This is a genomic window from Alteromonas mediterranea DE (genome assembly GCF_000020585.3).
In the GTDB taxonomy this organism is placed as follows: Bacteria; Pseudomonadota; Gammaproteobacteria; order Enterobacterales; family Alteromonadaceae; genus Alteromonas; species Alteromonas mediterranea.
This window is the reverse complement of record NC_011138.3, coordinates 1,345,727-1,370,190: the sequence shown is the minus strand read 5'-3', so window position 1 is coordinate 1,370,190 and position 24,464 is coordinate 1,345,727. Positions and strand designations below refer to the sequence as shown.

Annotated in this window: 21 protein-coding genes and 2 tRNA genes; 14 read left to right on the top strand and 9 right to left on the bottom strand. The window is 44.7% G+C overall.

Annotation, left to right across the window (positions count from 1 at the left end; genetic code table 11):
- Positions 1–85: 85 nt before the first annotated feature.
- Positions 86–979: a DUF3025 domain-containing protein gene (locus tag MADE_RS06255; protein WP_012517826.1), complete on the bottom strand. Its 894-nt coding sequence runs from the start codon at positions 977–979 to the stop codon at positions 86–88.
- Positions 980–1,049: 70 nt separating this feature from the next.
- On the opposite strand from MADE_RS06255, the gene MADE_RS06250 reads away from it, so the two are divergent.
- Entirely contained in the window at positions 1,050–2,717 is a 1,668-nt protein-coding gene (locus tag MADE_RS06250) for a M28 family metallopeptidase (RefSeq protein WP_012517825.1), read from the top strand.
- 100 nt (positions 2,718–2,817) lie between these two features.
- On the opposite strand, the gene MADE_RS06245 is transcribed toward MADE_RS06250, so the two are convergent.
- Complete coding sequence (locus MADE_RS06245) at positions 2,818–3,600, bottom strand: RMD1 family protein (RefSeq protein ID WP_012517824.1); 783 nt, start codon at positions 3,598–3,600, stop codon at positions 2,818–2,820.
- A gap of 349 nt (positions 3,601–3,949) precedes the next feature.
- Here MADE_RS06245 and asnB point away from each other — a divergent pair, with 349 nt between their 5' ends.
- Complete coding sequence (asnB, locus tag MADE_RS06240; protein WP_012517823.1) at positions 3,950–5,620, top strand: asparagine synthase B; 1,671 nt, start codon at positions 3,950–3,952, stop codon at positions 5,618–5,620.
- A gap of 57 nt (positions 5,621–5,677) precedes the next feature.
- Here asnB and MADE_RS06235 read toward each other — a convergent pair whose 3' ends face one another.
- Together MADE_RS06235 and queE are read right to left on the bottom strand one after the other, a co-directional pair.
- Entirely contained in the window at positions 5,678–6,598 is a 921-nt protein-coding gene (locus tag MADE_RS06235; RefSeq protein WP_012517822.1) for a type 2 periplasmic-binding domain-containing protein, read from the bottom strand.
- A complete protein-coding gene (queE, locus tag MADE_RS06230; protein ID WP_012517821.1) occupies positions 6,599–7,273 on the bottom strand; it encodes a 7-carboxy-7-deazaguanine synthase QueE in 675 nt (224 codons plus the stop codon). It abuts the gene before it with no gap.
- A gap of 94 nt (positions 7,274–7,367) precedes the next feature.
- On the opposite strand from queE, the gene queC reads away from it, so the two are divergent.
- On the top strand, positions 7,368–8,024 hold the full coding sequence (gene queC / locus MADE_RS06225) for a 7-cyano-7-deazaguanine synthase QueC (RefSeq protein WP_012517820.1): 657 nt from the start codon (positions 7,368–7,370) through the stop codon (positions 8,022–8,024).
- A gap of 120 nt (positions 8,025–8,144) precedes the next feature.
- Here the strand turns inward: queC and MADE_RS06220 are convergent, their stop codons facing one another.
- From MADE_RS06220 to MADE_RS06210, 3 genes are all read right to left on the bottom strand, one after another.
- Positions 8,145–9,071, bottom strand: a complete 927-nt coding sequence (locus MADE_RS06220; protein WP_012517819.1) for a LysR family transcriptional regulator — start codon at positions 9,069–9,071, stop codon at positions 8,145–8,147.
- Between the two features lie 265 nt (positions 9,072–9,336).
- Positions 9,337–11,352, bottom strand: a complete 2,016-nt coding sequence (uvrB, locus tag MADE_RS06215) for an excinuclease ABC subunit UvrB (protein WP_012517818.1) — start codon at positions 11,350–11,352, stop codon at positions 9,337–9,339.
- A 107-nt stretch (positions 11,353–11,459) separates the two neighbouring features.
- Positions 11,460–12,842 (bottom strand): MATE family efflux transporter, encoded by a 1,383-nt coding sequence (locus MADE_RS06210; protein WP_012517817.1) that lies wholly within the window; start codon positions 12,840–12,842, stop codon positions 11,460–11,462.
- 1,033 nt (positions 12,843–13,875) lie between these two features.
- On the opposite strand from MADE_RS06210, the gene MADE_RS06205 reads away from it, so the two are divergent.
- The 10 genes from MADE_RS06205 (at position 13,876) to MADE_RS06160 (ending at position 22,736) form a co-directional block, all read left to right on the top strand.
- Positions 13,876–13,953: transfer RNA gene (locus MADE_RS06205), tRNA-Asn, on the top strand.
- 27 nt (positions 13,954–13,980) lie between these two features.
- Positions 13,981–14,057, top strand: a tRNA-Asn gene (locus tag MADE_RS06200).
- A gap of 194 nt (positions 14,058–14,251) precedes the next feature.
- On the top strand, positions 14,252–14,833 hold the full coding sequence (gene rsxA, locus MADE_RS06195) for an electron transport complex subunit RsxA (RefSeq protein WP_012517816.1): 582 nt from the start codon (positions 14,252–14,254) through the stop codon (positions 14,831–14,833).
- Positions 14,833–15,414, top strand: coding sequence for an electron transport complex subunit RsxB (rsxB, locus tag MADE_RS06190; RefSeq protein WP_012517815.1), 582 nt, complete (start codon positions 14,833–14,835; stop codon positions 15,412–15,414). Before rsxA ends, rsxB begins: the two co-directional genes overlap by 1 nt.
- Positions 15,415–15,419: 5 nt before the next feature.
- Entirely contained in the window at positions 15,420–17,978 is a 2,559-nt protein-coding gene (rsxC, locus tag MADE_RS06185) for an electron transport complex subunit RsxC (RefSeq protein WP_012517814.1), read from the top strand.
- Complete coding sequence (gene rsxD / locus MADE_RS06180; protein ID WP_012517813.1) at positions 17,975–19,063, top strand: electron transport complex subunit RsxD; 1,089 nt, start codon at positions 17,975–17,977, stop codon at positions 19,061–19,063. Before rsxC ends, rsxD begins: the two co-directional genes overlap by 4 nt.
- A complete protein-coding gene (locus tag MADE_RS06175) occupies positions 19,060–19,833 on the top strand; it encodes an electron transport complex subunit G (RefSeq protein ID WP_012517812.1) in 774 nt (257 codons plus the stop codon). Before rsxD ends, MADE_RS06175 begins: the two co-directional genes overlap by 4 nt.
- Before the next feature lie 2 nt (positions 19,834–19,835).
- On the top strand, positions 19,836–20,528 hold the full coding sequence (locus MADE_RS06170; RefSeq protein ID WP_012517811.1) for an electron transport complex subunit E: 693 nt from the start codon (positions 19,836–19,838) through the stop codon (positions 20,526–20,528).
- A 45-nt stretch (positions 20,529–20,573) separates the two neighbouring features.
- Complete coding sequence (locus MADE_RS06165; protein ID WP_012517810.1) at positions 20,574–21,287, top strand: endonuclease III domain-containing protein; 714 nt, start codon at positions 20,574–20,576, stop codon at positions 21,285–21,287.
- 33 nt (positions 21,288–21,320) lie between these two features.
- Positions 21,321–22,736: a M20/M25/M40 family metallo-hydrolase gene (locus MADE_RS06160; protein WP_012517809.1), complete on the top strand. Its 1,416-nt coding sequence runs from the start codon at positions 21,321–21,323 to the stop codon at positions 22,734–22,736.
- Positions 22,737–23,019: 283 nt separating this feature from the next.
- Here MADE_RS06160 and MADE_RS06155 read toward each other — a convergent pair whose 3' ends face one another.
- Positions 23,020–23,199: a hypothetical protein gene (locus MADE_RS06155; RefSeq protein WP_041912846.1), complete on the bottom strand. Its 180-nt coding sequence runs from the start codon at positions 23,197–23,199 to the stop codon at positions 23,020–23,022.
- A 138-nt stretch (positions 23,200–23,337) separates the two neighbouring features.
- The gene (cspE, locus tag MADE_RS06150) at positions 23,338–23,550 is read right to left on the bottom strand and encodes a transcription antiterminator/RNA stability regulator CspE (protein ID WP_012517807.1); all 213 of its coding nucleotides are present in this window, start codon (positions 23,548–23,550) and stop codon (positions 23,338–23,340) included.
- Positions 23,551–24,022: 472 nt separating this feature from the next.
- Between cspE and gloA the strand changes: the two genes are divergently transcribed.
- Complete coding sequence (gene gloA / locus MADE_RS06145; protein ID WP_012517806.1) at positions 24,023–24,430, top strand: lactoylglutathione lyase; 408 nt, start codon at positions 24,023–24,025, stop codon at positions 24,428–24,430.
- Positions 24,431–24,464: the final 34 nt, after the last annotated feature.

Here is a 24,464-nt window from a genome sequence, read left to right as displayed (position 1 = left end):
TAGAGCGCAATATGCCCTCGCGTTTTAACGTTATGTAAATTTATAAGCCGCGCTGCACTAAACCACAAAAATAAAAAGTCTCAAGCTAGGTCCACAGTGGCAGTTGTTTGGTAGGCTTACTTCCCGCTCTTAGTGGCCTAAAGTAGTCACTATTACTGTAAAATGTTTCATCTTGCTTATGGTGCCATGAAGGAACACCCAACAGCGGTAAAGGTTTCAGCAATGGTGCACACTCAAAGCAATCTAAATCTTTAATACGTGCGACCATAGCCTCGTCTAACTGCGCACGCTGCTGCCACCTATCGAGCTGACTAAAACCATAGGGCACAGACACTGCCAGCCATTTCCCCGTTAAACCGATAAAAGGGTTCAACATCATTTCTAAGTTTGCATGACCAAAAATAAAGGGGCTGACCTGTGTGTACCACATCTCTCGATTGGCAATAAACACTGTTTTCCACTCATGCTGAGCAAGGCGGTATAGAAACTCTTCGCGACAAGCCCGTGCCGACTGTTTCACAACGGGTAAGTCACTTCCTTTAGGTGATTCAACAGCGAGCACCACTCCGCATTCGTCAAAGTGAGTAATACGGTTTCGCCGCGCCGTTCTTGGGTTAACGCCATAGCGGTTAATATCGGCAACATGTAACTCATTGAGCAAAGATTTCGTTTTAGGAAATTGTAGCCAAATAAGTGCATTGAATAAGTCGTGCCAGCTAAGTTCGCGGGTCGGAATGACTTTGTCTTCGCTAATAATTGTTTCGTAATAGCGCTGCTCGTCGTCTTTGAATAAGCGTTGACCTTTAAACGTCGGGCCTTGCCAACTTGCCTGATATTCGGCGACTTTTTCGTTAAGCAATTCAGGGGTAGGAAACTCACTGCATGTGAAGAGACCTAATTCGTCAAGAAGCGCATTAACAGGCATACTGGCGTGGTTTAACAGGTAGTCTTTACAGAAAGGGATCGCGTCTGATTGCATATCAACTATTGGTTCGCTTTGGGGTTTTCTCTATACTGGGACGGTATTGTAGAGCAAACAGAGACTAACAATGAAAAAAATGTTTTTGCCATTGCTTGTACCTACCCTTTTAGGTGTAAGTGCATGCACTCCTTCAAACGACAGCGCGTCACAAAACCCAACGGCTGAAAAAGCGCTATCAGCAGCCTCTAACTTCGACAGTGTTTATAACAGCATTTCAGATAGCGATATACGCGAACCGCTAAAAATACTTTCTTCAGATGAATTCGAAGGCCGCTTACCCACCACCGAAGGCGAAGAGAAAACCATCGACTATTTAGTCAGTGAGTTTACTAAAGCCGGGCTTAAACCAGGCAACGGAGACAGCTTTTTACAAAAAGTGGCACTAATGGAAATTACCGCCTCTTCAGACATGACCATGACGATTGGCGACAATAACTTTGTCTATAAAGAGGACATGGTTGCCTCGTCTAAGCGTGAGCAAGCGGCTGTGTCGCTAGAAGAGTCCGAGCTCGTTTTTGTAGGCTATGGCGTTAATGCGCCAGAGTACGACTGGAACGACTACGAAGGGTTAGACGTTAAAGGCAAAACTGTGGTTATGCTAATTAATGACCCAGGCTTTGAAAATCCGGACAGCGGCAAATTCCAAGGCACCACCATGACCTATTACGGTCGCTGGAGCTACAAGTATGAGGAAGCAAGCCGTCAAGGTGCGGCTGGCGCCATTATTGTTCATGAAACGGCACCGGCCTCTTACGGCTGGTCGGTCGTCGCGAACAGCTGGAGCGGCCCACAATATGGCTTAGTCAGTGCTGATAAAGGTGCAAGCCGCGTTGCCGTTGAAGGCTGGCTGACGCTAGATGCGGCGAAAAAAGTGTTCGCAGATGCAGGCCTTGATTTCGATACCGAAAAAGCCAACGCGATGAAAGGGCCTTACAACAAAGCGATGGACCTCAAAGCATCGGTAACGGTAAAAAACACCTTCAAAAAATCGGAAAGTAATAACGTTATTGCTACCCTACCCGGCGCTGAATTTCCTGATGAGCACATCATTTATACCGCGCACTGGGATCACTTAGGTAAAGATGAAAGCAAGGAAGGCGATCAGATTTATAACGGCGCGCACGATAATGCCACCGGTACTGCCGCTATGCTAGCTATGGCTAAGGCTTACTCAGCACTTTCACCAGCGCCAAAGCGCTCTGTTTCATTTTTGGTAGTAACAGCAGAAGAGCAAGGCCTGTTGGGCAGTAAGTTCTACGCAAGTAACCCTGTCATTCCGATTGAAAATACCGTAGCAAACATCAATATGGATGCCATGAATGTACTCGGTAAGACTAAAAACGTCGCGGTTGTGGGTATGGGTAAATCTGAAATGGAAGACTACCTTCAAGACGCAGCTGTGAAACAAGGCCGCACGTTAACGCAAGAAGACCGACCTGAAGCGGGTTATTACTATCGCTCTGATCACTTTAGCTTTGCCAAGCAGGGTGTACCCGCACTTTACGCAGAAGGCGGCAATGAGCCGGCCGATGAAGAAACCGCCAAATACAGAAAGCGCATGAACGTTATCGTTACCGGTTGCTATCATCAGGTATGTGACCAATATCGCGATGACTGGGATTTAAGCGGTATCGTTCAAGATACACAGATGTTGTTTGACGTAGGTGTTAATGTAGCGAATGCAGACGCATGGCCAAAGTGGAACGAAGCGAGCGAGTTTCAGCGTCAAAACTAAACCTTTGATTAGAGCGGAAGGTTTATCAATGCCTAACGCTCGCTAAATAGGGCCTCAGATGAGGCCCTTTTCATTCGTTCGGCTTTATCCTGCCCTGATATCACATCAGTATGGCTTTAAGCTCCTCAGCACCAAACGTGGCAATTTCAAACGCGATCAAAATTATAATTATCCACTCTAAGAATGATGAGTGTTTGTGATTCAAGTCATCGGCTAGCATTTCAAATAATTCGTGAATAACGTCTAACTTATTAGATAACAATTCTACACGAGGCCGGATATCCAGATAACGGGATGTCATTGTATAGGCGAACTCGTAATCTGGGTACTCCCAGAAAAACTCAGGGGTATCTAACAAGCCGTAGTGTAAAAAGATATCACTTTTGGTACTAAACAAGTGACCACGAATTTTCGCTAATGCCCTTCTACTTAACTTTATTTTACCCGTTTCAGCTAAGGCTTTAGGTAAATGCGCATAGGACGCAATAGTTTCTTGCGCCTTTTCTTCATATTCATCGAGCTTTACAGACTGGGCCAGCGCATGACTGATAGAAAGCCTGAGCAAATCGTCGTTACTGGGTAATACAATCGTATCCCGCTGTAGCTTTAGCGTATCACCTTCAATGGCAAATCTTAGGTGCTCTTGATGCTCGCCACCTAGCACTGCATCATTCAGTTTAAGTCTGTGCAGAAGCGCGAGCTTTTCATCTTCATCTACGCCCCAAAACACAATCACCCCATAGTCAAAAAGCCACGCCTCCCCACCAAATACATCAATTTGAACCGCATCTCGATATTGCGAGCCCAATGATGCAAATTGCTCTGCAGGCATATCGAAGTCAGGAATAATAAAAGCCGACACTCGGTCGTTAGAAATGTGCATACCCAAACCAATGAGATTAAAAACGGCAGAATTATGCGCTCAAAACTCGCAGGGGAATAGGGTTTTCATTCGTTAAAAAAATACTGGTGACGACACAATTATTTAATCTATCTCTTTTACATTTTTCCGCTGTATTAGGATAAAAATGTTAATAAAAGTCGGTTTTGAGATAAAAGGAATAAGAATTTCCATTTTCTCATCATATTGTACTTGCAATTTCCTGTCAGACTGGCACATTCAAGGCACGCGAAAAAAGAATAAAAACAATCCTTCGCTCACTCGTACGCGAGTACCGACAGAAAAAACTTCAATTATTTTTTTCAACAAGTGAACAGAGAGAATCCGTTATATGTGTGGTATTTTCGGTATCCTTGATATCAAAACCGATGTGTCTGAACTCAGAACCCAAGCCCTCGATTTATCTAAACTTTTGCGCCACCGTGGCCCTGACTGGTCGGGTATCTGGAATAATGACAATACCATTCTTTGTCACGAAAGATTGGCGATTGTCGACGTAGACACAGGTGCGCAGCCTCTTATCAGCCAAAACGATAAGCAAATCCTTGCGGTTAACGGCGAGATTTATAACCACAAGCAACTTGCTGCTGACTTAGATGAGCCTTATCCGTTTAAAACCCGTTCAGATTGTGAAGTTATTCTTCCTCTTTTCCAGCAAAAAGGCGTGGATTTCATTGACGAACTAGAAGGTATGTTCGCCTTCATTCTTTACGACGAAGAGCAAGATGCCTACCTGATTGCCCGCGACCATATCGGAATTATTCCGCTCTATACCGGTTACGACGAGCACGGCAACTTCTACGTATCATCTGAAATGAAGGCGCTAGCAGGCGTGTGTAAAACGATTAGCGAATTCCCTCCTGGCCACTATCTGTGGAGCAAAGAAGGTAAAATCACTAAGTATTACAAGCGCGACTGGATGGAATACGACAACGTAAAAGACAACACCAGCGATTTAGACGAACTACGTGTAGCGTTTGAAAAAGCGGTGAAGTCTCACATGATGTCTGACGTGCCGTACGCTGTACTATTATCTGGCGGCTTAGATTCATCTCTGGTATCCGCTGTTGCTGCACAGTACGTAGCAAAGCGTGTAGAAGATGAAGACAAAACCGATGCGTGGTGGCCTCGTTTACACAGCTTTGCGGTGGGTCTTGAAGGTGCGCCAGATTTAAAAGCGGCGAAGAAAGTGGCGGATATGATTGGTACTGTTCACCATGAAATCCATTTCACCATTCAAGAAGGTTTAGATGCCATCCGCGATGTTATCTTCCATCTAGAAACCTACGATACGACAACGATTCGTGCAGCTACTCCTATGTATCTAATGACCCGTAAGATTAAAGCGATGGGTATCAAAATGGTACTATCTGGGGAAGGCTCAGATGAAATCTTTGGCGGCTACCTGTATTTCCACAAAGCACCGAACGCAAAAGAGTTCCACGAAGAAACCGTACGTAAGCTAGATCGCCTCCACATGTTCGACTGTGCTCGTGCTAACAAAGCGACCTCAGCCTGGGGTGTAGAAGCGCGCGTTCCTTTCTTAGATAAGAACTTCATTGACGTCGCCATGCGCCTAAACCCACAAGACAAGATGTGTCTTGACGGCAAAATGGAGAAGTGGATCTTGCGTAAAGCATTTGATAACGGCGAGACACTTCCGGCGGAAGTATTGTGGCGTCAAAAAGAACAGTTTGGTGACGGTGTAGGTTACTCGTGGATTGACTCAATTCGCGATTTCGTGGAAAACGAAGTAACAGACCAACAGCTAGCAACGGCCGAATTCAGGTTCCCTGTTAATACGCCAGACACGAAGGAAGGTTACTACTACCGCACTATCTTCGAAGGGTACTTTCCTCAAGAAAGCGCAGCGCGTTGTGTGCCTGGCGGTAAATCTATTGCGTGTAGTACCGCAGAAGCCCTTGAGTGGGACGAAAGCTTTAAGAACAATGCAGACCCTTCTGGTCGCTCAATGAAAGACGTTCACGCGGGCGAATCATAACGCTCCTAAGCGGTAAACATCTTCATAAAAAAACGCGGCAGTTGCCGCGTTTTTTCTCTATTGGTTTTTTACCTGATTCGGTCTATACCACAGTGACGAGTTTGTCAGCGGCGTTTCCAGTGGCAGTAAAGGGTTTTCTAAAGTGAAGATTTTTCTGTCCTTCACATTTAACGACGCTAGAATTGACGAGTAGGTTGAATTGAATAGCTCGTCAAAAGACCCGTCGTCTATCGCTCTATTCAGCCCTGTTTCTATCAAATTAGCCAAAGTTTTATTACTCGAACTAACAAAGTAGTACATCGCAGTGGGATAATACAACGCCATGGTGGGCTCAAGATGAAGGTTACTTCGACCTCGCCCTTCAGCATCGAGTTCAGCAGTCACTTCCATTACGGAACGTGGAAAAAAGTCTCCTTTGCCCTGCTTTATCATGTCGTAGGCCTCACGAAATTCAGGAACCGTGAATACATTAAAACCATTCGCTTGCAGAATTTTCGTGTCGGGCCATTCTTCACCTTGAATAGGAGTCAACTTACGCATATCCGCAAGGGACAACACATCTGTAAATTTTGGCTTCTTGTTTTCGTTTATAACGAAAACACGCAAGCCGATAAGGCCTTTGGCAATAGGTATTCTAATTGGCGTAAGTTCTTTTTCACGTTGGCTGTCAGTCATGCTCCAAACAACGTTTACTTCTCTATTCTCGCGAAGTTGACGCATAGCTTTACCCGTAAGTAATATACGATCTGACGGGCGAAGTTCGTAGTTCACTCCGGTTTTATCAAGTGCGAGTTTCAGTACCGCTATAGGGTATTGGGCGCGCGCATCTGAATCGTCGATAGGCCGCGGATAAGTAATAGTCCACAAGGCTCCCTGTGCAGATGACACCATCAACAAAGAACATAACGCAAATGCAACGGTAGTTGCCTGCTTAAACACGTTGAAGCTGCGCCTTGCGTTAGGTTTTCTAAGAAACATTTATTCAATACCGATGTATTTGTGTGTTTGTAAAGATAGCCGCCAGTTACGCTCAATACAAGTACGAACGGCTAGCTCTGTTGCCCGCTTTTGTTGGCTAATAGGTTGTAAACAGACCTGTTTCCCTTTTAATGAAGACACATTAGCCAACAGTGCATCAAGCTCGTCGATATGCTTTTGCATGGCAATGGGGTGCTTAATTTCATTCGCTCTCTCAAGGGCGCTAATCAATACATCATAGCCCCCTTTCATATTAATTTTTGGCGAAACTGTGACATAAGTACGCTCGTCGCAAAGTATCTCAAAGGTCCCGCTGGTTTCTATTTGCGTGGTATAGCCCTTATCGTGCAATAGGGTAGTCAGTGGACGCAAGTCGTACATACAAGGTTCACCGCCGGTGATAACCACATGCTTAGCAACATACCCTTCATGGCCGAACTGTGTCAGCAAATCACTTTCATTAGAAATGAAATAGGTTTCCGATTCTTGCCCTTTGGTAATTACCGCTTCTGGCGTAACGCTTAAATCCGGCTTTATTTCCCACGTGTGTTTTGTATCACACCAGGGGCAACCTACGGGGCAACCTTGTAAGCGAACAAAAATAGAAGGAACACCTGTGTGAGCACCCTCTCCTTGGATAGTTTCAAACATCTCATTGATGTTTAATGTGGACATTACAGACAATTTGACACCCTTTAACGATTGTATGTTGGGATTTTACCAAGGATCACATAAAATTCGGGCATAATTTCTTAAATCTTCGAAAACTATGTCAGAAAACGTTGTTGTTATCTATTCAGGAGGCATGGACTCCTTCACAGTATTGCACAAAGCATTAAGAGCCGGAAAAAAAGTTCACGCCCTTAGTTTTGATTATGGCCAGCGCCATAAAAAAGAGCTCGATTACGCGGCCGCTGTGTGTACGTCTCTCGGTGTACCCCATAAAATTGTGGATATAAGTGCAATCAACACCTTGATTGGTGGCTCTGCGCTAACGTCAGACATCGACGTGCCCGAAGGGCATTACGAAGAACCAAGCATGAAGCAAACAGTTGTCCCTAATCGCAATATGATATTGCTTTCTCTTGCTGTTGGTTACGCCGTCAGTCTTGATGCCAACGAGGTCTATTACGGCGCCCACTCTGGCGATCATGCTATTTACCCTGACTGTCGCCCCGAGTTCGTGCACAAAATGAATGACGTATGCGGCATTGCGAACTATACCCCAGTGACTATTATGACCCCCTATATCAAAGACAGTAAAACCGCCATCTTGACTGACGGGTTGTCAATGGGACTTGATTACGGGCAAACGTGGACGTGCTACAACGGCAGAGAAAAAGCCTGTGGGAAGTGTGGTGCCTGTGAAGAGCGCTTAGAAGCCTTTAAAGATAACGGTGCAACCGACCCGCTTGAATACGAATAACTAGCAGTCACTTAGAACAAAAAACACCTCTTATTGCTAGCGCACTCACCCACGTGAGCAAAGCGTCGAATGAGAGGTGTTATCACCCACAACCTTACCTCTAGATAGGCAAGCTGAAATTTACTTTTGGCTCTCAGAGATAAAGTAACTTAACTCTTTAATGCAGTGGCGAAGCACTGGGTTTAATCGCGTGTTTTTGCCATTCATTACAAACAATTCGTGGCTGAAATTAAACAAACTTCCTTTAGCAATAGGCACTAGTCCTAACGCAGCGCCCTGCTCTTTTGCCATATAATCAGGTAACAACCCGATATATTCCCCTGTCATGATTGCGGACATGGCCGCATCGAAAGAGTCAGAAAATGTTTGTATCGATAATCGAGTTTCGTCTTCAATATAGTTAGCCGAAGAGAGCCCGGCAATACCAATCGCTGGGTAATCGCCTATTTTTACCCCTTCTGGCAAGTCTGTATCACGATATTTCGCCAGTGGATGGGTCGGTGCACAGTAAAGGCGCCCTTCAGTTTCAATACCTATTGGGTGGAAGGTCACTGATTCGGGTTTAACCATGTCATACGTTGAAACCACAAGGTGACATTCACCAGACAACGCCACATGTTCAACTTCATTATAGAGACGGGTTTGGATATTGACGTGAATATCATCAAACTTCTTCATGGTGCTTTTCACTGCTTTACTTACAGCAAGGTGCATTGATAGCGGAAGACCTGCCATTAACACAAGCGTTATATGGCCAGAATAATCATCGTGAAGCGACTTGAGATTGAATACAAAGTTATCGAAGGCATTGAAGATGCGTTTTGTTTCCTGAAAAACGACTTCACCTTCTTTTGTCATCTGAAAGCCACCACGACCGCGATGACATAGCACCAAATCTAGACGCTCTTCCAGTTTCTTGATCGCTGCACTGATATTAGGGCGTTGCATGCGCAACACGGGTTCTGCCGCAGTAAATCCGTTGCAGCTCGCTACAGCGTAAAATACACGAAGTAGCTTTATATCTGACTCCTGAAGACGATTAAGCATATTAGCACCTGTTTATAGGTATAGTTATCGATACTCAATTTAGAACTATATGAAACTAATTGTGTTATTACAACGACATTTTGCGGCTTTTCGTCTCAATTTTATTAAAAAAGCTGATTATTATGCTACCGAAAATATTTTGTTTGTTAGGCATTTACCTTAGGGAAAAACTGAATTTAATACAGGGTAAAAGGTAGTGCTGATGTGGGTTATCCGTTTATATACGGATAGCCCACATACAGGGCGATACTATTATTTTAAGCGTTTAGGAGAGCGCGACAACTTGCTTGCGTAGTGCTTCAATATCGTCGCGTAGCGATGCAGCCTTTTCAAACTCTAACTCGCGGGCATATTCGAACATTTGCTTTTCAAGTTCGGTAATTTGATCCATCAACTCAGTCGCACTCGCTGCTTTTTGTTTACTCTTCTTCTCTTCAACTTTTCTAAGCCTTACCTTACCTGATGCAGGATGCGCACTTTCCCCTAAATCCATGATATCGGTAATAGGTTTATTAAGTCGCATGGGGGTAATGTTATTTGCTTCGTTGTGAGCCATTTGCTTTTCACGACGACGTTCGGTTTCGTCCATCGCTTTTTTCATCGACTTGGTAATCGTGTCTGCATACAGTATGGCACGACCGTTTATGTGTCGCGCGGCACGACCTATGGTTTGAATAAGAGAGCGCTCTGCACGCAAAAAGCCTTCTTTGTCTGCATCTAAAATAGCAACCAATGATACCTCGGGCATGTCCAAACCTTCACGCAACAGGTTAATCCCCACCAGCACATCGAATTTACCTAAGCGTAGATCGCGAATGATCTCAATACGTTCAACGGTATCTATGTCCGAGTGCAGATAACGCACTTTAACGCCGTGTTCATTTAAATATTCACTTAAATCTTCGGCCATGCGCTTAGTGAGCGTAGTGATGAGTACCCGTTCATCTAGCTCAACACGTTTTTTAATTTCAGACAGTACATCGTCAACTTGCGTAGCAACGGGGCGAACTTCAATAATGGGGTCGAGTAAGCCTGTTGGGCGTACGACCTGCTCGACAATCTCGCCCTCTGTTTTCCTTAGTTCGTAATCACCCGGTGTCGCCGACACATAAATCGTTTGAGGGCAAATTTGCTCAAACTCTTCAAACTTTAACGGCCTATTATCTAGGGCAGACGGCAGTCGAAACCCAAACTCCACTAGCGTTTCTTTTCTCGACCGGTCACCTCGATACATAGCACCGACTTGAGAAACCGTAACGTGAGACTCGTCGATAAACATCAAACCATCAGCCGGAAAATAGTCCAATAATGTAGGTGGCGGCTCGCCCGGAGCGCGGCCAGAAAGATAACGAGAATAGTTTTCTATGCCCGAGCAGTAGCCTAGTTCCATCATCATCTCGATATCGAACTGAGTTCGCTGAGAAATGCGCTGCTCTTCAATAAGTTTATTTGCCTCTTGAAGCTGCTTTTTGCGCCCTCCGAGTTCATCCTTAATATGCTCAATGGCATTTAATATTTTTTCTCGTGGTGTTACGTAGTGAGTTTTCGGAAAAACGGTGGCGCGGATCACTGACTTATCTACCGCCCCAGTTAAAGGGTCGAATAAACTAATCTTATCAATTTCGTCGTCAAACAATTCCACCCTTACCGCTTGCTTCTCTGAGTCAGCGGGGAAGATATCTATCACATCGCCTCGAACTCGAAACGTGCCTCGCTCAAAGGCTAAATCGTTGCGTTTGTACTGTAACTCTGCAAGGCGACGTAAGATATCACGCTGGTCCATGGTGTCGCCCTGACGTAGGTGCAACAACATTTTCATGTAAGATTCAGGGTCGCCCAAACCATAAATGGCAGACACACTTGCCACAATAACAACGTCTCTGCGCTCCATCAGCGCTTTGGTGGCCGATAGTCGCATTTGTTCAATGTGGTCATTAATAGACGCGTCTTTCTCTATAAAGGTATCTGTACTTGGTACATAAGCTTCGGGCTGGTAATAGTCATAGTAAGAAACAAAGTACTCCACCGCATTATTAGGAAAGAATTCCTTCATTTCCCCATATAGCTGTGCTGCCAGGGTTTTGTTGTGCGCAAGAATAAGCGTGGGGCGCTGAACTTCTTTAATAACATTCGCCATGGTGAAGGTTTTACCCGACCCCGTCACCCCTAAGAGTGTTTGACCCGCCAACCCGCTTTCTAAACCGTCCACTAAAGCTTCTATCGCCTTAGGCTGGTCGCCCGCTGGCTTGTATTTAGAATGAAGCTCAAACCCTCTACTCATTTATATAACCTTTTATATAGCTCGTTGACTAACCTAGCATCCAATTGATTGTGCAAGTCTACTGAACTGACTTTGCACTACGCTTTGCATTTCACTGTCACACTGCGTTATTGCTCACTGACAGGTGACGTATCGTTCTCAAAGTCAGCGATAGCGCGTTTAAAGACAAACAAAGAAACACATGCCATTGCAACATTGGCAATGACAGTACCTGCGAATAATCCCTTAAGTTCAAAGAAAAAGCTTCCGGCGACACTGATGGGTACGAAGAAAACAAATAAGCGGATGACACTTAATGTGAGCGCTGTCATAGGACGGTGCATCGCATTTAACGATGAATTAGTGAGGATAATAATACCCTGCATGCCATATCCAAGCGGCACTATCATTAAAAACAGTTGTATCAGCACACTCACTTCAACTTCGTTTGCAAACGCTACCGCAATCCAGCTAGAGAGCCCCCACATAACGAGAAAAATAAGAAATTGCCAAATCAGCACAAACTTTAACGTCAGTGAATAGGCTTCCTTAACCCGACTGACCTGCCCAGCACCCACGTTTTGACTGATAAAAGGCGGAAGCGTCATAGACAGTGCTAACACGACAATACTGGCAATGGACTCCATTCGGTTACCCACTCCCCACGCGGCGACGGCTTCGGCGCCGTAGCTTGCGACTACCGCAGTCATGATTCCGCCGGCAACCGGAGTTAGCATATTTGCCCCAGCGGCAGGTAAACCTATTTTAAGGATCTCGCGGCTACTTTCGCGCAATTCACTAAGCGAGAGTAGTCGAGGCAGCATTAACTTCCGGCGCACTGCCAATATGTATAGAATCCATAAAGCACCCACTATCCATGCAATAAAGGTTGCTAATGCGGCCCCTTTTATTCCCATCGCAGGAACAGGGCCTAGCCCAAAAATAAAAATAGGGTCTAGCAATGCATTCAACCCACCTCCTGCCGCCATCACTATACTAGGCGTGCGCGTATCACCACACGCGCGCAGCACGCTGTTTCCTACCATGGGCATTGCCAAAAAAATGCTCGATAAATACCAAAGCCCCATATAATCGAAGATATAAGGCATCAAGTTCTCTGTTGCATTGAGCATTTTGAACACAGGCTCTATGGTAAAAAAACCAATTAGCGCCAATGCGCCTACCAATAAAACAGACAGCATTATCGAGCCTGTGGCATAGTGCTGTGACTTGGTGAGCGCTTTGCTGCCTTGTAGTTTACCTATAATGGCAGACGTACCAATACCTAGCCCTATGTTCAGGCTTATAACGGTAAACGTAACAGGAAAGGTAAAACTAATTGCGGCTAGTGGGTCGGTACCCAACAAACTTACAAAGAAAGTATCGATAAGCCCAAAGCTCATCATCATAACCATCCCCAATATCATTGGAATGGTTATACGCTTTAACGTAGCACCAATTTCTCCTTCCAATAAGTCGGAAGTACGTTGTTTAGCGTTACTTTTTATCACTTGAGCTCCGGCAAACTAAAAATCCCCTTATTTATAGCGCGCTAGTGTAAAAGAGTAAGGTGTATTTAGCTATGCGTATTCGATAAACAAAACATTGCGTGAGAGGGCTGAGAATAGGCCTCTTCTTTTAAAAAAAGTACATGAACCCTTGTTATTTTTCGAAACCCAGTGAAAACTGTACTTTATCAACGTTTATAGTTTTATATGCCCTTACTCACATCACCGCTTTTTGATGACAGTTTGGTTTCCGTTACGTTTCAGTTTATATACAAACAGTGAAGCCACTAAATAATTACCCACTTGCATATTGTGCGCTATTTAAATAGTGTCAGTAATCGTAAACAAAACCAGCATCAGCGTTAAAAAATTGTAAAACATTGAGAAATATAGTGGATTACCTTGAATAGCATTTAGGCATTCGTTGAATTAACACACAAGCTACTTTTTGTTCAAGAGATCTTATTCGATCACCAAATACGATCCAAGAAAACAACTTAACGCTATGTTATAAAAGATAAAAGTTATTAAACTTACGACTTAAGACTAAGATCACTCTACCCCCGATCTCGCCATGCAACTCGTTAAATCTAAGCTATCAACATAGTTATCCACAGATTTAGTGGATAACTAACGCCAGACCATATTCGGCGGGATTTCGTGCTCGTTTAAATTCTCAGCACGTAAGTGATGACTAACCTTTTAGTCCTCAGGTACAGGTTACAGATTTATTAAACACTGTACATAATAACAGTGTGAAAGATATTTTTTATTCTATTTAGTTATAGAAAATAGGTTTAAAGAGATATCGTTACCAATAAGAAGATTATAGACAACGTATAACGTAAACATCCTCATCACACCGGTGTTTGAGTAATAATGCACACTAATTAACCATTACTTTCGTCTCATTGATGACAAATTAAACACAAAAGCCCTAAAAAGCTATTTTTTGCGCAGTCAGTACAAATATTTCATTTATATTGTTGACAGTTCCTAAGTACGTCTTTAATATTCGCCTCCGTTGAAGCACAGGTCCCCCTTAGCTCAGTTGGTTAGAGCGACGGACTGTTAATCCGCAGGTCCCCCCGTTCGAGTCGGGGAGGGGGAGCCAACTTCAGCAAACAACTTAGGTGTCGATTCCCCCTTAGCTCAGTTGGTTAGAGCGACGGACTGTTAATCCGCAGGTCCCCCGTTCGAGTCGGGGAGGGGGAGCCACTTAGTTGGCTCTTAAATCGCCTCACCCTCATCATTCTATTTTAATTCCTAAAACAGCGCGTTTAGACATTAAATAACCCTAATTCAATCAAGTTGTTAAACCCGTTCTAAAAAGGGATAATAGACGCAATCTGTTTTTCTTTTTAAATCACGGGCGATGTCCGTCAAAATTCCTCGAAGGAATAGCGATATTCATGACTGAATTTTTACTGCTATTGATTGGTACAGTACTGGTTAACAACTTTGTGTTGGTTAAGTTTCTTGGCCTTTGCCCATTTATGGGTGTTTCAGGCAAATTAGAGACCGCTATGGGTATGTCTATGGCAACCACTTTTGTGCTTACCCTTGCCTCTGCGTCAAGCTATCTAGTTGAAACCTATTTGCTGGCCCCATTAGGTATTGGCTACTTAAGAACCCTTGCTTTTATCCTGGTTATCGCGGTGGTTGTACAATTTACAGAAATGGTGGTGCATAAAACCAGCCCTACCTTATATAGACTGCTAGGCATTTTTCTTCCCCTTATTACTACAAACTGTGCCGTGCTCGGTGTCGCATTACTAAACCTCACTGAGCAACACAACTTTATGCAAAGTCTTATATACGGTTTCGGTGCAGCGGTTGGCTTTTCCCTTGTGTTGGTTTTATTTGCAGCAATGCGCGAACGTTTAGCGGCGGCCGACGTACCAGTGGCTTTTAAAGGAGCATCCATTGCGATGATTACCGCCGGTCTCATGTCTCTTGCATTCATGGGCTTTAGCGGGTTGGTGAAAGTGTAATGACGATATCTACTGCTATTATTTTTGCCGTTATCGCTATCGGGGCACTTGCCCTGATTTTCGGCCTTGTTTTAGGCTACGCCAGCATTCGCTTTAAAGTAGAAGGTGATCCGCTTGTAGAGCAAATAGACGCGGTGCTTCCACAAACCCAATGTGGCCAGTGCGGCTACCCAGGGTGTAAACCTTATGCAGAAGCTATTGCTGAGGGTGATGATATAAATAAGTGCCCTCCAGGCGGTGAAAGCACTATTAAAAAGCTTGCTGATTTAATGGGCGTAGAGCCTAAACCGCTTGATGCCGCTCACGGCGAGGAAGACGTAAAAAAAGTGGCGTTTATCCGCGAAGATGAATGTATTGGATGCACTAAGTGTATTCAAGCATGTCCGGTAGATGCCATCCTAGGTGCTGCAAAACATATGCATACCGTGATAACTGATGAATGTACCGGGTGTGATTTATGCGTAGACCCCTGCCCCGTTGACTGTATTGACATGGTACCTATTACTCAAACAACTTCTACGTGGAAGTGGGACTTCTCTTCATCTCCAAAGGGTGATATCCCCATAAAAATGGTGTCGTAATTGTGATGTACCCCAGTTTTGATTCAATTATAGAAACCCTCAATGCGGGAAAGACGTTCTCGTTCCCAGGTGGCGTGCACCCAGACGATAAGAAGTCGCTTTCTAATACATCTGTTATTAAAAAACCCTCCATGCCCGAGCTGTTGGTGGTTCCTCTTAGGCAGCACATAGGCTCAGATGGCATATGTTGCGTTCAGGTTGGTGATACCGTATTAAAAGGGCAGGTGTTATCCCAGAGTTCATCGCCATTCTCAGTCCCTGTACACGCGCCTACTTCAGGTGAAATTGTCGCTATTGCGCCTCATGTGGTAGCCCACCCAAGTGGCCTGACAGAAATGTGTATTTCGATACGTCCAGACGGTAAAGATACGTGGTGCGAGCTGTCTCCTATTGCTAATTACAGCGACGTTCATAGTAATGAGCTGATAGAAGCCATTTGCCAGGCGGGCATTTCGGGCATGGGAGGCGCGGGCTTCCCCACTCATATAAAAACATCAACATCTAAGCCTGTTGAGTTCCTTATATTAAATGGCATTGAGTGTGAGCCCTATATCACTTCTGATGATCGCCTGATGCGTGAGCATGCGTGGCAAATACGCCAAGGGCTAGACATTCTTACGCATCTTATTGGCCCTAAAGCCATCATAGTGGCTGTCGAGGACAACAAACCAGAAGCGTTTGAAGCGTTGAGTATTGCCTGCCAAGATAAAAAAGAATACCGCGTAGTAAACGTTGAAACCAAATACCCTGCTGGCGGAGAAAAGCAGCTTATTCAAGTTATTACGGGTCGCGAAGTGCCAAGAAACGGCCTACCTGCAGATATCGGCGTCATGATGTTTAATGTAGGTACTTGCTTTGCAATTGCAGATGCAATCCTGCATGGCAAACCGCTCATAGAACGCATTGTGACCGTTACCGGTGAAGCGGTTGAATCTCCCAGTAACTTTAGAGCGTTAATCGGTACGCCGGTTTCACATTTGTTAGATGAAGCTAAGTACAACCCGAAAAAACAAAAAAAACCAAAAGTCGTCATGGGTGGCCCTATGATGGGCTTTACGCTATCTGACGCCACTATTCCAGTAATAAAAACCACTAACTGTTTATTAGTTCCTGCAAAAAAAGAGTTAGTAGACGACAATGCCGAGCGACCGTGTATACGTTGTAGCGCTTGCGCTGATGCCTGCCCGGCTTCGCTCTTGCCCCAACAAATGTTTTGGCATGCCAAAGCGAAAGAATACGACAAAGCCGAAGAGTATGACCTTTTCGACTGTATTGAATGCGGGGCATGTGCGTACGTTTGCCCAAGTGAAATACCGCTAGTGCATTATTATCGTCAAGCTAAAGCTGAAATACGTTTGCAGCGCGATGAAAAGAATAAAGCAGAGAAAGCAAAGCAGCGCTTTGAAGCGCGTAAAGAGCGGTTAGAACGAGAAAAGCGCGAGCGTGAAGAGAAGCATAGGAAAGCCAAAGAAGCGCGATTGGCGGCGAATAAAGCAAAAGAGCAAAGCGCGGCATCAGTAGATAATACTAATAGCGCCAATGAGGGTGCCTCACAAGCAAAAGACAAGGTCGCCGCCGCCTTAGCTCGCGCTAAAGCGAAAAAAGCGGCTATGCAAACCAGTGCTAATGGCGAGTCGCACGTACAGCCTCAGCGCGATGATGTTAATGAAACCTCTACATCACTTGAGAATACGCCATCACCAGACGATAAAAAGGCCCAGGTCGCTGCCGCCATAGCGAGAGCAAAAGCAAAGAAGGCCGCTCAAGCAGGTCAATCAAGCCAGTCGTCACAAAATGAACAGCCAGCAACTGAGGTAGGCGCACAATCCGCTGCCGATGAAAAGAAAGCGCGAATTGCTGCTGCCGTAGCGAAAGTTAAAGCGAAAAAAGCAGAACAAAATACTGAAGACAGCGAAGAGCCGCCCTCGCAGGTCGATGAAAAGCCAGCATTGAACCCAGCTGACGAAAAGAAAGCCCGCATTGCGGCTGCTGTTGCGAAAGCGAAGGCCAAAAAAGCGGCACAAAATGCAGAAGAAACAACGAAAGAACCTGCGCCACCTGCCAATCAGGCTGACGAAAAGAAAGCCCGCATTGCGGCTGCCGTTGCAAAAGCGAAGGCCAAAAAAGCGGCACAAAATGCAGAAGAAACAACGAAAGAACCTGCGCCACCTGCAAACCAGGCTGACGAGAAAAAAGCACGCATTGCGGCTGCCGTAGCGAAAGCCAAAAAAGCGGCACAAAATGCAGAAGAAGCAACGGAAGAATCTATGCCACCTGTAAATCAGGCTGACGAGAAAAAAGCACGCATTGCGGCTGCCGTAGCGAAAGCCAAAGCCAAAAAAGCGGCACAAAATACTGAGGTCGAGCCTGAAGACGCTTCATTGAAAGGTGCGTCAACCCACGTTGTTTCATCTGATTCACAGGCACCAGACACATCAAGGGCTGAACCAGCGCAAGAACAACAGCGCGATGAAAAAGATGAAAAAAAAGCGCGAATTGCTGCCGCTATTGCTAAAGCGAAAGTGAAAAAAGCTGCCGCTGACAAAGAGAAAGAATCACAATGAAGTTAAGTTTATCGAGCTCACCACACCAAAGGGTTAGACGCGATACCGGTCAAGTCATGCGCATGGTGATATACGCCATGCTACCAGGCATGATTGCGCAATCCTTCTTCTTCGGCTGGGGCATGCTGATACAAGCATTTATTGCTGTAGTGAGCGCATTATTAATCGAGGGCGTTATATTATTTTTAAGAAAACGTCCTATTGAGCGCACGCTAACAGATTACAGCGCAGTATTAACTGGGCTACTAATAGCCATCAGTATCCCACCTACCCTGCCTTGGTGGATGACGGTAACTGGCGTATTCTTTGCCATCGCTGTGGCTAAGCAAGTTTATGGCGGACTCGGGTTTAATATTTTTAACCCTGCGATGATTGCTTACGTCGTCTTACTCATTTCTTTCCCAGCCGCTATGAGTTTATGGCTGCCACCGGCGACACATGCGGGCATAACGCCAAGCTTCCTCGATTCGGTATCGCTTATTTTCACCGGTTTTACCACCAGCGGCTACGATGTTACTCAGCTTAAAACCATCGCAGATGGGGTTACGATGGCGACGCCGCTAGACACATTAAAGACAGATTTAACACAAGGCGTTACCTATACAGAGTCATTGAGCAAGCCAATTTTTAACGGCGGATTTTTTGACGCTGCTGGCGCAGGGTGGGGAATCGTTAGCATTGCCTATCTATTAGGTGGACTGTATTTGTGGAAAACCCGCGTAATTAGCTGGCATATTCCAGGCGGCATGCTTATAAGCGTAGCTGTGTGCGCATCATTACTTCATTTAGTTAACGCCGATTACTATGCCTCGCCCTTGTTTCATTTATTCAATGGCGCAGTGATGGTTGGTGCATTTTTTATTGCAACCGACCCTGTATCAGCATCGACCACACCGAAAGGCAGAATCATCTTTGGAGCCGCCATTGGTTTTTGGGTTGTGATTATTCGTACTTTTGGCGGGTATCCCGACGCTGTGGCCTTTGCGGTTATTATTATGAATATGGCCGTACCTCTTATCGATTATTACACCCGCCCGCGGGTATACGGGAAAAATGTGAGCAAAGGTCGAGGTAAGCCGCAATGATGAAAGAAAGCTTAACCAAAAACGGCCTGATGTTAGGCGCATTTGCCGTGGTTACCACGGCGCTGATTGCGCTAACGTTTTATGGCACCAGCGATAAGATAGAACAGCAAAAGCAGCAAAAACTGCTAAGCGTATTAAACGAAGTCGTTCCCAGTGAGTTTCACGATAACGCCTTATATGCAAATTGTACCCAAGTGAATGCCGTTGAATTAGGTGGCAAAAAAAGTCATAAGGTTTATCGCGCTACGTTAAATGGCAGCCCCAGCGCCTTAGTGCTTGAAGCTACAGCGCCCGATGGCTACAGCGGTGATATCGATATTGTTGTGGGGGTGAATGTTAAGGCCACCGCTTTTTCAGCTGCGAAAAACAGCGATGACGTTACCGCAATTGACAACACGAGTAGTGTGAACGCTGATATGACTGTACTTGGCGTAAGGGTTATTGAGCACAAAGAAACCCCAGGGTTGGGCGATAAAATTGAGCTTGCGGTAAGTAACTGGATTACTTCGTTTAACGGTAAATCCTTTTCAAAAGACAATTTAGCCCCGTGGCAAGTTAAAAAAGACGGCGGTGAGTTTGATCAATTCACCGGTGCAACCATTACTCCAAGAGCAGTGGTGGGTGCTGTGCGTGAAGCATTGCTTTATGCACACACGAATAAGTCGGCCTTATTCTCCGCGCCAAATACTTGTGAAAGCAAAGATAACGTTAACACAACCGAACCTACTGATATTAACGAGGCGCACCCTCAACGTGTAGAGGAGCTTTAAACGTGACTGATTTTCGCGATTTATCACTACAGGGGCTTTGGAAAAACAACCCTGCCCTCGTTCAGTTATTAGGCCTATGCCCCCTCTTAGCGGTTACGGCTACGTTTATCAATGGCTTAGGGTTAGGCCTTGCCACTATGCTGGTTTTAATTGGCAGCAACGTAACGGTATCGTTAGTGCGAAACGTGGTACGAAATGAAATTCGTATTCCCGTTTTCGTGATGATCATAGCTGCGTTTGTCACTATTGTTCAGTTGTTAATGAACGCGTTCACCTACGAACTTTACCTGGCATTAGGTATATTCATCCCTTTGATTGTGACTAACTGTGCCATTATAGGTCGGGCAGAAGCGTTCGCCTCGAAAAATGGCCCGCTTGCATCGGCGTATGACGGTCTAATGATGGGGCTAGGCTTTACCGCAGTACTGGTTATTCTCGGCGGCATGCGCGAAATATTGGGCGCTGGCACACTGTTAACTGGCGCAGATCGTTTATTTGGCCCGATTGCTGAAAACTGGACCATTGTGCTATTTAATACAGAAAATCCATTCTTACTTGCCGTATTACCCCCTGGCGCCTTTTTAGGCATGGGCCTGTTAATTGCAATAAAAAATAGTATCGATGCCAAAATAGCGGCGCAGCAGACTGCCCCGACAGAAAAAGCAGCGCGTGTTCGGGTTACAGCGGAAAGCTAACTAGCTCGTATTAATAAAGCAAGAACAAAGTAAGAGACAGCATTAATGACTGACGTAGTGAAGCCCATTTCTAAGCAAGAAAAAGTACGTGAAATCATGCGTATTCTAGATGAACTCTATCCAGAAGTTCCAATTTTTCTCGATCATAAAGATCCTTATACCTTGCTTATTGCCGTGCTTTTATCCGCTCAATGTACCGACGAACGCGTAAACCAAATTACACCAAAGCTATTTGCTCGCGCAGATAATCCTTACGATATGGTGATGATGACTATTGAAGAAATTCAAGACATTATTCGCCCTTGTGGTTTATCGCCGATGAAATCTAAAGGCATCTGGCATCTGTCTGATATGATAATCAAGCAGCATAATGGTGAAGTTCCCGCCAGTTTTGAAGCGCTAGAAGCCATGCCTGCGGTGGGCCACAAAACCGCTGCGGTAGTTATGTCTCAAGGCTTTGGCATCCCAGCATTTCCTGTAGATACCCATATCCATCGCCTAATGTATCGTTGGGGGCTGTCAAACGGAAAAAGTGTAGAGCAAACCGAGCGAGACGCGAAACGCTTGTTCCCAAAAGAAAGATGGAACGACCTCCATCTCCAAATAATCCTGTACGGAAGAGAGTACTGCCCTGCTCGCGGTTTCGATCTAAATAAATGTATTATTACGCGCGAATTCGGCAGAAAGCGTTTTATAAACGAAGTGCTAAAAGAACAAGAAAAAAAGCAAAAAATAGCGCTTAAGAAAAAGCGAAAATAATTTAGAAATATAAAAATAAACCACGGAGAACACATGTCTCGATTAAATACTATCGCTAAACGTTTAGCGGTTGGTGCCTTAGTAACTGCATGCAGTTTAGGCGTATTTGCTGAAACCTCGCCAATTACGCCGCAGCAAAAGAAAAATGCTGAAACACTTATACAAAAGGCACTTAATAGTGACTTAGGCTATAGCATTGTAGAGTCGCTAACTACTGAGATTGGCCCTCGTTTAGGTGGCTCTGAAGCGGAAAAACGCGCTAGAGAGTGGGGTGTAGAAGTTGGTAAACGTTTAGGTTTTGATAAAGTCAGTATAGAAGAATTCACTATGCCCTTTTGGGATAGAGGTCATTTACACATTGCGCTTACCGCCCCCTATGCACAACCCCTTTATGGCACAGCATTAGGTGGTGCTGCGCCATCTGAAAGTGAAATTAATGCTGATATTGTTTACTTTAGAGACATTCATGCGTTAACTGCGGTTAAAGGCGGCGCACTTAACGGTAAGATCGCGTTTATAGATGGCGATGCCATGGTAAAAAGTCAAACTGGCGCGGGCTACGGACAAGCAAATCAGCGTCGACGCATCGGCTGGCAGCATGCCCAGCGCGGTGGTGCTGAGGCGTTAGTGGTACGTTCGGTAGGTTCAGATTCACACCGTTTTCCTCATTCAGGCATGATGAGTTCAGACGGTGATAGCTGGGCCGATATTCCAGTGGTAGCAATTTCAAACCCAGATGCTGATCACCTGCGCCGCCTACACAACTTAGGTAAACCATTGTCTCTGTCACTACATTCTGAATCAAAGTGGAAAGGCGAAGTAAGCAGCGGCAACGTAATTTTAGATCTAGTGGGCAGTGAAAAGCCTGAAGAAATCGTACTTATAGGCGGCCACTTAGACAGCTGGGACTTAGGTACAGGTGCGGTTGATGACGGTGCAGGCATAGCCATAACTACCGCGGCGGCAGCGTTAATCGCTTCTTTACCTGAGCGCCCAAAACGCACTATTCGCGTGGTTATGTTTGGCGCAGAGGAAGTCGGTTTATTAGGTGCTTTTGCTTATGCAAAGCAGCATGAGAAAAATCTAAGCAATCACGTTTTGGCGACTGAGTCTGATTTTGGCGCGCAAACTATTTGGCAACTTGTGTCTAATGTTAACCCTGAAGCTACGGTGTTGGTCGATGAAATCGCCAAAATCTTATCACCACTGGGCATAATTCGCGGTGGTTCAGACGTCGCTGGTGGCGGCCCTGATATCATTCCACTGGCAGCTAAAGGCGTACCCACTATTAGACTAAATCAAAACGGTAGAGATTACTTCGATTTGCACCACACGCCAGATGATACCCTCGACAAAATTAACCCGGATGAACTTGCACAGAATATTGCGGCTTATGCAGCTAGTATCTATTTACTTGCAGATTCAGACGTAAAGTTAAAAACCAAATAGTGGTTCGTCGCTATACGTTGTTTTAACAAGAGACGCTATTTTTCGGTCAGCATGCTAATCGGTGTGCTGACCTAAGCGTTTTAACCCACGACTTTTTCTTATTTATGTTTGTTGCTTGAACGCACTAAGCTTTTTCCAATGGGCTTTAAAAACGTATTTTTACCGCCACTGCCAACAGCATTAAGAATAATCTGACAATGCGACTAGGAGCGAAGATTATTGCTCTTATATAAGCGCGTGATAATTGATAATTTTTCCACTCAAATACAAGGCTGACGGACGTTTAAGATGCTTGAACTAACTCGTCAACAAATCGCCTAACTTCTTCACGCGATGACAAGACTACGTGTCGATAAGTATTTGCTTGTTTAAAGGCAACGGTGGTTTTATTTGTGGAGATATTTGAAATTAACGCAGGAGGTATTGCGTCAATGGTGGTAGAAATAGAATTTTGAAATTGCATATTAAGTACTTCTTTATTGATATTGTTTGTTTTGAATTCCTCGCAGGTTGTGTTAAGAAATTTTAAAACGAAAATTAGGCCCTTTAACATCGCTTAGCGATAAAAAGAGCCCATCTTTATTAGATAAGCTTTATGGTCTTATCGAACAACTACGTTAGCAGCTTGTGGACCTTTTTGGCCTTGTTCAACTTCAAAGCTAACTTCTTGGCCTTCAGCAAGAGTTTTGAAACCGTCAGAAGCAATTGAACGGAAGTGTACGAATACATCTTTGCCGCCAGCTTCAGGTGTTAGGAAACCAAAACCTTTTTCTTCGTTGAACCATTTAACTGTGCCGTTTACTGAATTAGACATAATAAAAACCTTTTTTAAAAAAATTGATGTTGTGGTGAAAGTCACCGAATAGCAATAGACATAACCAAGCTAGTAAAGCAGTTGTATATCTAAATAGAACTTCAATTTGAAGGAATAAAGAAAGGTACAGCGCAGTATTAGGTAAAGCATAAAACATATCTAGAGCGGGATTGAAGGTACAGGTAAACCAACGCGATGTCCAACCTTTTCTCGATTATTTTTAGTCACGGCGCTTGTTAACGTATTTTATTCATCGATACACGTACTTTTTAACAGGCTAGGAAAAATTGTAATGCTGTCTTAAAGCGTTAACATTCATCTCTTAATATAAGCACGTGGTGTCTTTAGCTAACTCGGTGATTATACTAAAAAGCTGTTTCTAATACGGTTTCTTGACGTAAGCAACATTCAACACGCGCTAATATTGTATTATGTCCTTAGCTTTTACTTTCGTCACAAATAGGAGTTTGTTATGCGAATGCTTCACACCATGCTTCGAGTTGAAAACTTGGAAGCGTCTTTACACTTTTATACCTCACTTATGGGGATGCGCCTATTGCGCCAGTCTGAGAACAAAGAGTACGAATACACGCTGGCGTTTGTAGGCTACGGTGATGAGTCTGATAGCACAGTGTTAGAGCTTACCTACAACTGGGGCGACAATACTTACGAAAAAGGCGACGCTTATGGCCATATCGCCATTGAAGTTGATGATATCTATCGCTTCTGTGAGAACCTCGAAGCAAACGGCGCCGATGTTTATCGAAAACCAGGGCCGGTAAAAGGCGGTTCCACTGTTATAGCCTTTGTGCGCGACCCCGATGGTTACGCCATAGAGCTTATTCAAAACAAATCAATCTCGCTAGAACAGTCGCACTAATTATTCGTGCCTGTGGCTTGCATTGAAAGCATTT